The sequence below is a fragment of the Paenarthrobacter sp. NPDC089307 genome, assembly GCF_040685055.1.
Taxonomy (GTDB): domain Bacteria; phylum Actinomycetota; class Actinomycetes; order Actinomycetales; family Micrococcaceae; genus Arthrobacter.
In genome coordinates, this window is record NZ_JBFBHE010000002.1 from 1 (window position 1) to 14,117 (window position 14,117).

The window sequence follows — 14,117 nt, forward strand, 5'->3', positions numbered from 1 at the left end:
ATTGAGTTCTCAAACAACAGGTCACTAACCGGCACCACCACCAACCCCCACAGGGCCACTGGATCGCTCCGGAGCAACTTTTCAAACTTACCCGAACCGGCCGCTCAAAGCAAACCAAACCCCGGGCCTCCCCCACCAACCAGAAGCACACAAAAGCGCTACCAGAACCGGTAATTTGAAGGGAGTCGGTCGCCATCAATCCGCATCAGCGGCGGCGACTCGAATAACTTTACACGCGCCACACCCCCGCACCAAATCCACCCCAACACCACCCAAAAACCCCGCAAACACACCAAAAACAAGCCCCAAACACCCGGCCAAAACCCCAAAACGCCCAAAACCCGCCACGTGAAGCCCATCACACACCAAACCCAACAACCCAACCCAACCACCGCCGTCGAACATCAACATGCACGAGCGTCCGCCCCAAACACCCGGAACATGCACGAGCGCTGGTCCCAAGCGCCCGGAACGTGAGCGAGCGTTGGCGCCAAGCACCCGGGATGTGAGCGAGCGTCGGAAGGGGCGGGTATCCGGCAGCGCGCGCCCAAGGGAGGAACGACCGAGCGCGCCGAGGATAACCGCCCCCTACGTGCGCACCGGAACGCGCCCACCCCGAACGGGAACCGTTGCTTGAACACAAAAAGGCCGGCAACCATAACGGTTGCCGGCCTTCTCCGAGGCTCAGTCAAAGGGATCCTAGGCGGAAACCTCAATTGTGGCCAGGTTCTTCTTGCCCCGGCGGAGCAGCAGGTACCGGCCGTGGAGCAGTTCGGCGCGGGCAATGACGGCGTCGGGGTCGGAAACCTTGGCGTTGTTCACGTAGGCACCACCCTCCCCAACGGTGCGCCGGGCAGCGGACTTGCTGTCGGAGAGTCCGGTGGCAACCAGGAGGTCGATGATCCCCAGACCTTCGGCAGTGATCGTCGCAGAAGGAAGTTCCGCTGTGGCAGCTTCCAGGGTCTGCTCGTCCAGGACCGTGAGGTCACCGTTGCCGAAAAGTGCAGCCGATGCGGCAATGACCTTCTCCGTGGCTTCGACGCCGTGAACCAGCGAGGTCACTTCGTACGCAAGCCTCTTCTGGCCTTCACGGGCAAACGGACGTTCCGCCACGGCTTCACCAAGGGCTTCGATCTCGGCGCGCGTGAGGAATGTGAACACCTTCAGGCGGTCCATCACATCAGCATCCGCCGTGTTCAGCCAGAACTGGTAGAACGCGTACGGGCTGCACATTTCCGGGTCCAGCCAGATGGCGTTGCCCTCGCTCTTGCCGAACTTGGTGCCGTCGGAATTGGTGATCAGCGGGGTACCCAGGGCATGGACGCTCTTGCCCTCCACCTTCCGGATGAGCTCGGTACCGCTGGTGAGGTTGCCCCATTGGTCCGAACCACCGGTCTGCAAGGCACAGCCGTAATCGCGGAAGAGCTGCAGGTAGTCCATGCCCTGCAGGATCTGGTAGCTGAACTCGGTGTAGCTGATGCCCTCATCGGAGTTCAGGCGCGACGCCACGGCGTCCTTGCGAAGCATGGTGCCCACGCGGAAGTGCTTGCCGATTTCGCGGAGGAAGTCGATGGCACTCAGGGGCGCAGTCCAGTCAAGGTTGTTGACCATGCGGGCGGCGTTGTCCCCCTCGAAGCTGAGGAACCTGCGGACCTGGCCCTGCAGGTAACCCACCCACTCCGCGACGGTGTCCTTGGTGTTCAAGGTGCGCTCCGCCGTCGGACGCGGGTCACCGATCAGGCCCGTGGAGCCGCCCACCAAACCGAGGGGCTTGTGGCCGGCCAGCTGAAGGCGACGCATGAGCAGCAACTGCACAAGGTTGCCCAAGTGCAGCGAAGGCGCAGTGGGATCGAAGCCACAGTAATACGTGATCGGGTCCCCGGCGAGGAGTTTTTCCAGTTCCGTTTCATCAGTGGAAACGTGGACCAGGCCGCGCCAAGTGAGCTCCTGCCAGATGTTGGCAAAGGCGGGATCGTTGTGCTGGGACTCGAGGTTGTTTACGTGTGACACGAGATCTAAGTTAGCAGGGTTGCGGGTTCCGTTTTGCCTAGCGCTCGATGCCGGCAGGTACCGGTGCAGCCGCGATAAGGCGGAGCCGCTGCGTGGCACGTGTCATGGCAACGTACAAGTCCCCCACCTTGCCGTGCTCGTGGTTGAGCATGGCTGCCGGTTCAAGGACCACGACGCCGTCGAATTCCAGCCCCTTTGCTTCCTTGGGACTGATCACCACAATGTCCTGCTCGTAGCTGCCTGCGCCCGAACCAACACGGCGTCCGTAGACCTCCTTGAGCGCAGCGGTTGCCTGCGGCAGCAGGGGGCCGTCGGCAATGACAGCCAGCAGGCCGCCGTCGATCGCTTCCAATTCCTCCGGCAGGACGTCAACCAGGCGCTGCACCATGCCGCCTTCTTCCACGCGGTCCACGATGGGCGACCATTTGCCTTCGCGCACCGCCTTGGGGGCCGAGACCACAAGCCCCGCCCGGTTTGCCATACGAACTGCGGCCTCCGCGATCTGGGACGGCGTGCGGTAGTTGACGGTCAGCTCTTCAAGGGTCCAACGGTCACCGAACGACGGCGCCAGCGCGCTCTGCCATGAATTGGCACCGGCTGCTGCACTCGTTTGAGCAATGTCGCCCACGATGGTGAAGGACTTCAGAGGACACCGCCGCACCAGCAGGCGCCACTGCATGGGCGAAAGCTCCTGGGCCTCGTCAACAACGATGTGGCCGAATGCCCACGACCTGTCGCTGGTGGCGCGCTCGGCCGCCGACAACCGGCTCTCACGTTCCTGGTTTTGGTCAGCCAACTCCTCGGCTGTCATCAGGACGTCCACGCCCATCGATTCCATGTTGGCAAGGGTCTGCTTGGCATTGGCGATGTCACGCGCACGGTCGGCCTCCTGCTGGGCCAGTCCCCTGCCCGCTGCCGGGTCGAGTTCGCCCAACAGTTCCGCAGCCTCATCCAGCAGGGGAACATCCGCTTCGGTCCACGGCGCATCCACGGGACGCTGAAGGAGCGCGCGTTGTTCCGGTGTCAGATGCGGAGTGCATGCTTCAAGGATCGCGGGCTTGCTGAAGAGTTCGGAGATGAGCTTCTCCGGCGTCATCGGCATCCAGCACAGGTTCAGCGCAATGCGGACATCCCGGGCAGAACGGACGTCCTCGGCGAGGTATGCGCGATCGGCGTTGTTGCCGATATTCGCTTCCTCAACGAGGTCGGTCAGTTGCTCGGTGAGCTCGCGAAGGAGGATCTTCACGAAAGTCAGGCGTGCCTCGTTGTGGGGCTTGCCAGTAGCGCGCGCCTTTTCCCTGGCGCGGCGGACCTGGCGGACGGTGAGCGTCAGCTTGCGCGAATCGACTTCCAGAACGCGGTCTTCCGCGGGCGTCCTTTGACGGTTGGCCACGGCGTTGGCCACAACCTTCGCCATGTCCAGCTTGCCCTTAAGGGCAGCGACGTCGGCATCATCCTCGGGAACGGCGTGGATTCCGGGCATCAGGCGTCCCAGGCTGGCCATGACGACGCCCGTCTCACCCAGGGACGGCAGCACCCGTTCGATGTAATGCATGAAGGACGACGACGGCCCCACCAGAAGGACACCGGCGCTCTTCAGCCGCTCCCGGTGCGTGTACAACAGGTAGGCAGCACGGTGCAGGGCCACGGCCGTCTTACCAGTACCCGGACCGCCCTGGACGACGAGGGCTCCGGAAATGGACGACCGGATGATCCGGTCCTGCTCGGACTGGATAGTGCCAACAATGTCAGACATGCGTCCGGTGCGCTTGGAGTTCAACGCCGCCAGCAGCGCGCCTTCACCCTGGAGCGAGTCGCCGTCGGCGAGCATGCCGGCATCCAGGACGTCGTCCTCAATGGCCTTGACGTCGCGTCCCTGCAGGATCAGGTGGCGACGACGGCGCACACCCTGGCGGTCAAAGGCAGTCGCCTGATAGAAGTGGCCGGCTTCCGGGGCACGCCAGTCGACCATCAGCCGCTGGAGGTCAGCCGTGGACAACCCGATACGGCCGATGTACTGCGCCTCTCCCGAGTCGAGGTCGAGGCGGCCAAAAACCAAGCGGTCATCGACGGCGTCGAGCTGGGCCAGGCGGTCCTCGTACAGAGCGGCAAACGCATCGCGTTCGGAGACGTTCTGCATGGTTCCCACCGCGCCTGCCTTGCGCACCTGCGCCAGCTGGGCACGCTTTTCAGCGCGCAGCTCATCGAGCCGGGCGTACAGCCCGGCAACGTATTCCTGCTCGTGGACCAAATCAGCGTCGTGCATCGAACCGTAACCCCTATCGCAAAAGACAGACCTACCATTCTACAGCGATTTTGGTAAACGTGTGGGGTACGGGTCATATAACTCACCGAACCCCGCACCAGCCGCCGTCAAGGCCGGATATCAGGTGACGATGCTGCGGTTTCGCGGCCGGGCTGCTTTGTACCTGGAGACAGTAGGGTCGTCCTCGATCCAGAAGCGCCACGGATAATCGGTGGTTCCTCCCGGCCCCGCCACTCCGACGCGAGGGCCGCTGGCCACGGCAGCCGCCGGAAACTCCGGCAACCACAGGCTGAAGGGTTCCGCGAGCGCGTCGCGCCCGGTGTCCGCCGTCGTGAGCCCCAAGGCCGAAGCGAGCCTTGCCGGGCCGCTGGCCAGGTCCTTGGGCGCCTTGGACGCCGGCCTCCGGACGGTGGCGAGGCCTTCGCCGTCGACGATCTCCCCTGCACGCAGGAGGAGGGCGGAGGCATTCCCGGCCGGGCCACAGACGATATTTGCGCAGTAGTGCATGCCGTAGGTGAAGTAGACGTACAGGAAGCCAGGAGGCCCGAACATCGGGGCGTTGCGTGCCGTAGGGCCGCCGAAAGTGTGGGAACCGGGATCGGGATGTTCGGAGTCCCGAGGACCCATGTAGGCCTCGACTTCGGTGAGCCGCACAGAGACCGGGCCCGCTTCCGAGTGATGTGTCAGCACGGCCCCCAGGATCAACGGCGCGATCACCCGTGCGTCACCCTCAAGGAAGGTGCGTACTGCCTTGGGGTCGCTTGTCATGCTTTCGATTGACCAGCCCATGCCCAGACCATAGCAAAAGGACCTTGACGGCTATGTCCGATTTCCGCTAGCCGAGCCCCGTCGGGGCTGGAAGGATGAAGTCATGGACTTCTGGCAGCGCTACAGGGCGATCGACGCCCGAGACACCCGGTTTGACGGTCAGTTCTTCACTGCGGTCAGTTCCACGGGCATCTATTGCCGGCCGTCGTGCCCGGCCCGGACACCGAAAGCGGAGAACGTCACCTTCTACGAGACCTCGGCCGCCGCGCATGAGGCCGGCTACCGCGCCTGCAAGCGTTGCCTGCCCGAAGCTGTGCCGGGTACCCCCGCGTGGAACCTTCGTTCGGACCTCGCGGGGCGGGCGATGCGATTGATCAATGACGGCGTCATTACGCGCGAAGGCGTTGATGGGTTGGCGCGACGCTTGGGCTACTCCCCACGGCAGCTCAACCGGATCCTCATCCACGAACTGGGCGCAGGTCCGCTGTCCCTTGCCCGGGCCAGCAGGGCCCAAACCGCCAGGACCTTGCTGGTCTCCACGGAAATGCGTCTGGCCGATGTGGCCTTCGCCTCGGGGTTCAACAGTGTTCGGCAATTCAACGACACCATCGGTGAGGTGTTCGCAATGACCCCGACGGCGGTGCGCGCCACGGGTGCGAAGGCTGGTTCCGGCCGGGCTGCTGCCCATGGGACGGCGCCTGCCGTCCTGACGCTCAACCTGCCCTACAGGGAACCGTTCGATCCCGGAATCTTCGATTTCCTGGCAGTGCGCGCGATACCTGGGATTGAATCGGCGGACACGGGCACGGACGGCACGCGGAGCTACGGCCGCACCCTGCGGCTCCCCCGCGGCACCGCTTCTTTCACCGTGGCCTACAGCCCGTCGCTGCCGGGCAGACCACTGCGGTTGACGGCCACCGCCGTGGATCTTCACGACCTGCCGGCACTGTTGAGCCGGGTGCGACGACTCTTTGATCTTGATGCGGATCCGCAGGCAATCGACGACGCCCTGGCAACGGATCCCCGGCTCGCAGGCAGGATCACGGCAGTCCCAGGTATCAGGGTGCCGGGCGCAGTGGATCCTCAGGAGTTGCTGATCAGGGCAATGATCGGGCAACAGATCACCGTGGCTGCCGCCCGGACGGCGCTTACCCAATTGTCAGCTGCGGGCTCGCAGGCCGATGGCGCGGCGTCCGGTCTGGACCGGTTGTTTCCGACGGCGGAAGAACTCGCCGGGAAAGGCCGCGCCCTCCTTCGGGGACCCCAGCGCCGTATTGATTCCATTATTGCCGCGGCCGAAGCGATGGCCTCAGGAGCTCTCGACTTCGGGTACGGCGATGACCTGGAAAGCCTCGCACACAAACTGCTGCCGTTACCCGGGGTGGGCCCGTGGACCGTTGGGTACGTGGCCATGCGCGTACTGGGCGCCCCCGATGTCTTCCTGGCCAATGACGCCGCCGTGCGGAACGGGTTGAAAGCGCTGCCGGCCGGCGCCGGGCTCAGTGCCGACTTCCGGGAAGTCAGTCCGTGGCGGTCGTACGCGACCATGCATCTGTGGCGGGCAGCAGCCAAGCCTGCTGTGGTCGGCACCCAGCTCGAGCATCGACGTCGTGAGCGAGCGTCCAGCCCAAACACGCGGGACGTGATTGAGCGTCCAGCCCAAACACGCGGGACGTGAGAGAGGGACCGGCCCAAACACGCGGGACGTGATTGAGCGTCCGGCCCAAACACGCGGGACGTGAGCGAGCGACCGGCCCAAGCACCCGGGACGTGAGAGAGCGACCGGGGTTAGCGGGCTGGCGGTGACGCGGGTTGGGCGGCGGGCCACGGGAGCAGTTCGGGCAGTTCCACGCCGTCCGCCGCTGCCGTGGCACGGAGCGAGCCCAGGCTGGGTTCGCGACCCGCCAACCAGGCTGCGATGTCGGTCAGCATGCCGGTGATCGCAATGGACGTGCCACCACTGCCGATGCTGAGCTGGGGCAGGCCCGTGGGCTGCAGGACGAACTTGAAGGTCTCCGGGACCCGTGCCTCCAGGAACGAAATCAGGTGCTCGCAGAACGGACGGCTCCACGTCTCCGGCCCGTACCCCAAACGAAGGTCGGACGCATGGATGGTGAGTTCGCGCCACAGCGCCAGCCCGCCGTCGAAGACTGTCCCGTCGCGATAGGCGATACGGGCCTGCCAGTCGTCCGGGCCCAAGGCGTCGAACGCGGCGATGGCGGACCCGAGCGCAGCGGTGAGGGCCTCCCTATGCTGGGCGAGGCTGTGGCCCGCGGCCAGTTCGATCGCCTTGGTCCGTCCTTCCATGCCGCCGTCGTACAGTTCAATCGTCTCTCCGCGACGCGCGTACTCCAGCTGCCTCGCCATCGCGTTGGCGATTCCCTTGAGATGCGCAAGGACGTGGCCGCGTGTCCAGCTGGGAAGTTCCGAGGGTTCGGCCACTGAGGCGTCGTCCAGCTTGGCAAGGATGCGGGTGACGGTGTCGGCGGCTTTGTGAAGCTCTGCGGGCAGCGTCGCGGGGGTGATCTCGGTCATAGCGCCCATGCTAACGCAGAGTTAAACAGAGAGCGGGACGGCACCTTCAGGCACCATCCCGCTCCCGGCGAGCAACCTACGATGCGAAGGAGCGCGCAGCGTCCAGTTCCGCTTCAAGGGCTGCCAGCTGGCGTTCGATGGCGGCTGGTGCCGTCCCGCCCTGCGAGTTGCGGCTGTTGAGCGAACCTTCGGTGCTCAGCACCGAGCGGACTTCGGGGGTCAGGTGCCCGGAAATCGCTGCGTATTCTTCGTCCGTGAGGTCCCACAGTTCCACGCCACGGCTTTCGGCTTGCTTGACGGCAGCACCGGAGAGCTCATGTGCTTCACGGAAGGGAACGCCTTGGCGAACAAGCCATTCTGCGATGTCCGTGGCCAGCGCAAAGCCCTGGGGAGCCAGGGATTCCATCCGCTCGGTGTTGAACTTCAGAGTCGCGATCATCCCGGACACGGCCGGAAGCAACAACTCCAGGGTGTCGGCGGCGTCGAAGACCGGCTCCTTGTCCTCCTGCAGGTCGCGGTTGTACGCGAGCGGCAGGCCCTTGAGCGTTGCCAGGAGTCCCGTCAGGTTGCCGATGAGGCGTCCTGCCTTGCCGCGCGCGAGCTCGGCAACGTCCGGGTTCTTCTTCTGCGGCATGATCGAGGACCCCGTGGAGTAGGAGTCATGCAGGGTGACGAAGGAAAACTCCTTGGTGGCCCAGAAGATGACCTCTTCGGAGATCCGGGACAAGTCAACGCCAATCATGGAGCAGACCCAGGCGAACTCGGCGAAGACATCGCGGGAAGCAGTGCCGTCGATCGAGTTGTGGACAGCCGAGTAGAAGCCCAAATCCGCAGCAACGGCTTCGGGGTCCAGGCCAAGGGAAGAACCAGCCAAGGCACCGGAACCATACGGGGAAACACCCGCACGCTTGTCCCAGTCCTGGAGCCTCTGCACATCCCGGAGCAGTGCCCAGGCGTGTGCCAGCAAGTGGTGGCTCAGGAGAACCGGCTGGGCGTGCTGCAGGTGGGTGCGCCCAGGCATGGCCACACCGTGATGGGCCTTTGCCTGCTCAACCAGGGCATCAACCGTGGCAAGGACGCCCCGGGCGATGATCCGGGCGTGGTCGCGCAGGAACATGCGTCCCAGGGTGGCAACCTGATCGTTGCGGGACCGCCCGGCACGAAGTTTGCCGCCCAACTGGGTTCCGGCGCGCTCGATCAGGCCACGCTCAAGTGAACCGTGGACGTCCTCGTCGCTCTCTGCAGGAAGGTACGCCCCACTGGCCACGTCCTGGTCCAATTGCGAAAGCGCGGCGAGCATTCCTTCGAGTTCGGCATCATCCAACAGACCGGCTTTGGCCAGCACGCGGGCGTGAGCCTTGGAACCGGCGATGTCGTAACGGGCCAGCCGCCAGTCGAAGTGGGTGGACTTGCTCAGTGCGGCCAGGGCATCCGCAGGGCCGCCGGCGAACCGGCCGCCCCACAATGCACCTTCGTTTGTACCGCTTGTCATTCGCCTGCAACCCGGAGGTCGCGGCCCGAGGCAACCTTGGAGGACATGCCCCACAGCTCGATGAAGCCGCGAGCCATCGACTGGTCGAAGGTATCGCCGGTGTCGTAGGTGGCGAGGTCGAAGTCGTACAGCGAGGTCTCGGAGCGGCGTCCGTTGACGATTGCCTGGCCGCCGTGGAGGACCATGCGGATGTCGCCGGAAACGTACTTCTGGGTGTCCTCGATGAACGCATCCAGGGAGCGCTTCAGCGGGGAGAACCACTGTCCGTCGTACACGAGTTCGGCCCAGCGCTGGCCAACGGTGGCCTTGAAGCGGGCCTGCTCGCGCTCGATGGTGATGTCCTCGAGGTGCTTGTGCGCGGTGATCAGCGCCATAGCACCCGGGGCTTCGTAAATTTCGCGGGACTTGATGCCCACAAGGCGGTCTTCAACGACGTCGATGCGGCCAACGCCCTGGGCGCCTGCACGGCGGTTCAGTTCCTGGATGGCCTGCAGCGGGGTGACCTTGACGCCGTCGATCGCCACCGGCACGCCGGCCTGGAAGGTAATGGTGACCTCATCCGGTGCCGGCGGGAATTCCGGGGTGGCGGTGTAGTCGTAGATGTCCTTGGTGGGAGCGTTCCAGATGTCCTCAAGGTAGCCGGTCTCGACGGCGCGTCCCCAGACGTTCTGGTCGATCGAGTACGGGTTCTTCTTGGTGGTCTCGATCGGCAGTCCCTTTTCCTCGGCGAAGGCGATGGCCTTGTCGCGGGTGAGGGCGAGGTCGCGGACCGGTGCGATGCACTTCAGGTCCGGGCCAAGGGTCTGGATGCCAACTTCGAAGCGGACCTGGTCGTTGCCCTTGCCGGTGCAGCCGTGGGCAACGGTGGTTGCGCCGAATTCGCGCGCAGCCTTGACCAGGTGCTTGACGATCACCGGGCGGGAGATGGCCGAAACCAGCGGGTAGTGGCCCTGGTAGAGCGCGTTGGCCTTCAGGGTGGGCATGGCGTACTCATTGGCGAACTCGTCACGGGCGTCGGCCACGTAAGCCTCGACGGCGCCGCAGCCCAGGGCGCGCTGGCGGATGGTCTCCAGGGACTCGCCGCCCTGTCCGACGTCGACCGCCACAGCGATGACCTCGGCGCCGGTGGCTTCACCGATCCAGCCGATAGCTACGGACGTATCAAGGCCACCGGAGTAGGCCAGAACAATGCGCTCAGTCACGAGAGTGCTCCTTTGTTGTTGCTTGGTTCATTTCGAATCAAATGCTGTGTGAATCAGTGCTGTGTAAAGCCGTTAGTTGCCGGGGCCGGCTTCCTCGGCCATCCGGAGGAACCTGGCCGCGAGCTCTGCCCCGCCATCGGGATCCCGCGCGACCAGCAGCAAAGTGTCGTCGCCTGCGATCGTACCCAATACCGACGGCATCACGGAGTGGTCCACGGCCAGTGCCAGGAAGTTGGCTGCTCCCGGCGGGGTGCGCAGCACCACGATGTTGCCCGAGGCCTCAGCCGTTACCAGGAGTTCCCCGCAAAGCCGTGTCAGCCGCGCGTCGAGAATTTCCTGGGTGACGCCGCTCTTGGCGTTGCGGTCCCCGCCCTCCCCCGGCACGGCGTAGACCAATGCTCCGTCCTTGCCCCGAACCCGCACCGCTCCCAGTTCCACGAGGTCGCGGGACAGGGTGGCCTGGGTTACCTGGACGCCGTCGTCCGCCAGCAGGGCAGCAAGCTCTGCCTGGGAACGCACGGACTCACCGGTCAGGATTGCGGTGATACGCGCCTGCCGGGCAGTCTTGGTGGCCGGGCTTGCGCCCGGCACGGACGGATTGGTGGACACTAGAACGTGCTCTCTCCGGTGCCCTCGACGGGGGAAAGCCCCTCCACGAACGCCAGCCCGGACTGGTGCATCAGCCACGCCATGAGTGCCTTTTGGGCGTGGAGGCGGTTCTCGGCCTCGTCCCAGACAATCGACTGCGGGCCGTCGATGACGCCTGCCGAAATTTCGTAGCCGCGGTAGGCCGGAAGGCAATGGAGGACGACGGCGTCCGGCGCTGCCTGCGCCATGGCGGCCTCGTCCACGGAGTAGTCCCGGAACAGTTGCAAGCGGGCTTCCTTCTCCGCTTCCTGCCCCATGGACACCCACGTGTCCGTGGCCACGACGTCAGCACCCTTGAGTGCTTCCGCGGCGTCGCTGGTGATCAGGACCGAGCCACCGGTCTCAGCGGCACGCTCCTGTGCGGCAGCGACGATGTCCGTTGCCGGAAGGTAGCCTTCCGGACCCGAGATGCGCACGTGCATGCCTGCCGTAACGCCGGCAAGGAGGTAGGAGTTGGCCATGTTGTTGGCCGCGTCCCCCAGGTAGGCCATGGTCAATCCGGCCAGTTCACCTTTGTGCTCCTTGACAGCCAGGAGGTCGGCGAGGAGCTGGCATGGGTGGTAGTCGTCGCACAAGGCGTTGATGACCGGGACCTTGGAGTTTTCCGCCATCGCCACCAGGCCGGCGTGGGCACCGGTCCGCCACACAATGGTGGAGACCATCCGTTCAAGGACCTTTGCAGTGTCCTCCACGGATTCCTTGTGGCCGATCTGGGCCTCACCCGGGTTGATGATGAGGGCGTTGCCACCCATGTCGGCGATGCCGGTGGCGAAGGAGACCCTGGTACGGGTGGAGGTCTTGTCGAAGATCACGGCCACGGTTTTGCGGCCGTTGCCGTCTGCGGCGAAGGGCTGCACGCTGTAGGGCGCTGCCTTCATCCGGGCGGCGAGTTCAAGGACCTCTGCCTGCTCAGCCGGGCTGAGGTCCGTGTCCTTGAGGAAGTGACGGGTAGTAATGCTCACTGGGCGTCCTTGGAAGTCGTGGCCTTGGCCGTGGAGATCAGGGATGGCAGGGCGGACAGGAACCGGTCTGCCTGTTCGATGGTCAGGATCAGCGGGGGCGCCAGGCGGATAGTCCGCGGCCCCGGGCTGTTGATGATGAACCCGGCATCCAGGGCCGCGGTCACCATGGCGGGCGCGACGTCCGCGTCCACGTCAAAGCCGATCAGGAGGCCTTCACCCCGGACCTCTGTCACCGCTTCCAACGCTGCGAGGCCGTTGCGGAGGTGCGCTCCGACGTCGAGCACGTTCTGAAGGACACCCTGGCTCTCGATCGCGTGCAGCGTGGCCAGTGCGGCGGCCGTAGCCACCGGGTTTCCACCGAAAGTGGTGCCGTGCTGCCCGGCCGTGAGCAGGGCCGACGTCGTACTTCCGAAAGTGATCAACGCACCCACCGGGAAGCCGCCCCCAAGGCCCTTGGCGAGGGTGACGGCGTCGGGAATGATGCCTGCTTCTTCGCTTGCGAGCCACTTGCCGGTGCGGCCGATGCCTGTCTGTACTTCGTCCACGATCAGCAGCGCGCCGGCCTCCGTGGTCATCTCGCGGGCCGCCCGGAGGTATTCAGCGCTCAACGGCCGGACGCCCGCTTCGCCCTGGATGGGCTCGAGGAAGACAGCCGCTGTGGAATCGTCGACGGCGGCACGCAGCGCTTCGATATCGCCGAACGGGATGTGGACCACGCCACCGGGCAGTGGCTCGAACGGCGCGCGGTAAGCCTCTTTTGCCGTGAGCGCCAAGGCACCCATGGTCCGGCCGTGGAACGCCCCTTCGAGGGCGATGATCTTGGTGCGCGTGCCGTCGGAGTTGTTCCTGCGGGCAAGCTTGAAAGCGGCTTCGTTGGCTTCCGTGCCCGAATTGGCGAAGAAGACCTTGGAACCGGCAGGAGCGACGGCCAGTGCCAGCAGCTTTTCAGCCAGGGCAATCTGCGTAGGGCTGGTGAAGAAGTTGGAAACGTGCCCCAAAGTGGCAAGTTGGCTGGAGATCACGGAGGTGACAAACGGGTGCGCGTGCCCCAGCGCATTCACCGCGATGCCTCCGAGGAGGTCGAGGTATTCCTTGCCGTCGGCATCCCATACCAGGCACCCGGCGCCACGGACCAGGACCCGCTGCGGGGTGCCAAAGACTCCCATCAGCGACGAGTTATACCGGGCCAGCCAGTCGGCACCTGAGCTCTGGGTTACGAGCGTCGTTGCTGCGGACTCGGCGGTAGCGCTCAGTTCGGTGCTCATGCGTTCACTTCCTCGTCGGGTACTACCTGGGTGCCGATGCCCGCCGTCGTAAATGTCTCCAACAGCATGGAGTGCGGCAGGCGGCCGTCCACGATGTGTGCCCGTTCCACGCCTTCGTCAATGGCTTTGAGGCAGGCCGCCATTTTCGGGATCATGCCGGATTCGAGGCGGGGCAGCATTTCGCGAAGCTCCGAGGCCGTCAGGGAGGAAATCAATGAGGACTTGTCCGGCCAGTTGGCGTAAAGGCCTTCGACGTCGGTGAGGATTACCAGCTTGGAGGCACCGAGTGCCGAGGCCACCGCAGCTGCTGCGGTGTCCGCGTTGACGTTGAGGACCTGGCCGGTGGTCTGGAATCCGTTGCCTTCTGCTGAGTCAACAATTTCCGGGGCAACAGTCGAAATCACGGGGATGCGGCCGGCGTCAAGAATGTCCTTGATGCCAGCGGGGTCCACGCCTACCACTTCGCCCACCAGGCCGAGGTCGACTTCCTCCCCGTCCACCACCGTGCCGGTGCGGACGGCCCGCAACAGGCCGCCGTCCTCTCCCGACATTCCAACAGCGTACGGTCCGTGGGAGTTGATGAGGCCCACGAGTTCACGGCCGACCTGGCCGGTAAGCACCATGCGCACAACGTCCATGGCTTCCGGCGTTGTGACCCGCAGTCCGCCCTTGAACTCTGACTCAATGCCGAGCCGGCCAAGCATGGAGTTGATCTGCGGGCCACCGCCGTGGACCACCACGGGATGGATGCCGACGTGGTGAAGGAACACAATGTCCTCGGCGAACGCGCGACGAAGGTCGTCGTTCACCATGGCGTTGCCACCATATTTGATCACCATGGTGGTGCCAGCGAAACGCTGGATCCAGGGCAGGGCCTCGATCAGCGTGCCGGCTTTGTCCTGGGCTGTTTCGGCCGAGACGTGGCTCGTGGAGGTGGTTTCGCGGGTATGCGCTGTCATCGTCATTCCG

At 64.9% G+C, this 14,117-nt stretch carries 11 protein-coding genes; 1 reads left to right on the forward strand and 10 read right to left on the reverse strand.

Annotated elements, in window-relative coordinates; translation table 11 throughout:
* Positions 1 to 699: 699 nt before the first annotated feature.
* From tyrS to AB0N72_RS03975, 3 genes are all read right to left on the reverse strand, one after another.
* Positions 700 to 2,010, reverse strand: coding sequence for a tyrosine--tRNA ligase (gene tyrS, locus AB0N72_RS03965; protein ID WP_363934634.1), 1,311 nt, complete (start codon positions 2,008 to 2,010; stop codon positions 700 to 702).
* Between the two features lie 37 nt (positions 2,011 to 2,047).
* Positions 2,048 to 4,276 (reverse strand): ATP-binding domain-containing protein, encoded by a 2,229-nt coding sequence (locus tag AB0N72_RS03970; RefSeq protein ID WP_363934633.1) that lies wholly within the window; start codon positions 4,274 to 4,276, stop codon positions 2,048 to 2,050.
* Positions 4,277 to 4,396: 120 nt separating this feature from the next.
* Positions 4,397 to 5,065, reverse strand: coding sequence for a DNA-3-methyladenine glycosylase (locus AB0N72_RS03975; RefSeq protein ID WP_363934631.1), 669 nt, complete (start codon positions 5,063 to 5,065; stop codon positions 4,397 to 4,399).
* A gap of 82 nt (positions 5,066 to 5,147) precedes the next feature.
* On the opposite strand from AB0N72_RS03975, the gene AB0N72_RS03980 reads away from it, so the two are divergent.
* Positions 5,148 to 6,722 carry an AlkA N-terminal domain-containing protein gene (locus AB0N72_RS03980; protein ID WP_363934630.1) on the forward strand — a complete coding sequence of 525 codons (1,575 nt, stop codon included), beginning with the start codon at positions 5,148 to 5,150 and terminating at the stop codon, positions 6,720 to 6,722.
* 110 nt (positions 6,723 to 6,832) lie between these two features.
* Here AB0N72_RS03980 and AB0N72_RS03985 read toward each other — a convergent pair whose 3' ends face one another.
* From AB0N72_RS03985 to argB, 7 genes are all read right to left on the reverse strand, one after another.
* Positions 6,833 to 7,579 carry a maleylpyruvate isomerase family mycothiol-dependent enzyme gene (locus tag AB0N72_RS03985; RefSeq protein WP_363934629.1) on the reverse strand — a complete coding sequence of 249 codons (747 nt, stop codon included), beginning with the start codon at positions 7,577 to 7,579 and terminating at the stop codon, positions 6,833 to 6,835.
* A 76-nt stretch (positions 7,580 to 7,655) separates the two neighbouring features.
* The gene (gene argH / locus AB0N72_RS03990) at positions 7,656 to 9,071 is read right to left on the reverse strand and encodes an argininosuccinate lyase (protein WP_363934627.1); all 1,416 of its coding nucleotides are present in this window, start codon (positions 9,069 to 9,071) and stop codon (positions 7,656 to 7,658) included.
* Complete coding sequence (locus AB0N72_RS03995) at positions 9,068 to 10,273, reverse strand: argininosuccinate synthase (RefSeq protein WP_363934625.1); 1,206 nt, start codon at positions 10,271 to 10,273, stop codon at positions 9,068 to 9,070. Before AB0N72_RS03995 ends, argH begins: the two co-directional genes overlap by 4 nt.
* A 72-nt stretch (positions 10,274 to 10,345) precedes the next feature.
* Positions 10,346 to 10,882: an arginine repressor gene (locus AB0N72_RS04000; RefSeq protein WP_363934623.1), complete on the reverse strand. Its 537-nt coding sequence runs from the start codon at positions 10,880 to 10,882 to the stop codon at positions 10,346 to 10,348.
* The gene (gene argF / locus AB0N72_RS04005) at positions 10,882 to 11,883 is read right to left on the reverse strand and encodes an ornithine carbamoyltransferase (RefSeq protein WP_363934621.1); all 1,002 of its coding nucleotides are present in this window, start codon (positions 11,881 to 11,883) and stop codon (positions 10,882 to 10,884) included. Before argF ends, AB0N72_RS04000 begins: the two co-directional genes overlap by 1 nt.
* Positions 11,880 to 13,148: an acetylornithine transaminase gene (locus AB0N72_RS04010; RefSeq protein ID WP_363934619.1), complete on the reverse strand. Its 1,269-nt coding sequence runs from the start codon at positions 13,146 to 13,148 to the stop codon at positions 11,880 to 11,882. The genes argF and AB0N72_RS04010 overlap by 4 nt, the downstream gene beginning before the upstream one ends.
* Positions 13,145 to 14,107: an acetylglutamate kinase gene (gene argB / locus AB0N72_RS04015; RefSeq protein ID WP_363934617.1), complete on the reverse strand. Its 963-nt coding sequence runs from the start codon at positions 14,105 to 14,107 to the stop codon at positions 13,145 to 13,147. The genes AB0N72_RS04010 and argB overlap by 4 nt, the downstream gene beginning before the upstream one ends.
* Positions 14,108 to 14,117 lie beyond the last annotated feature (10 nt).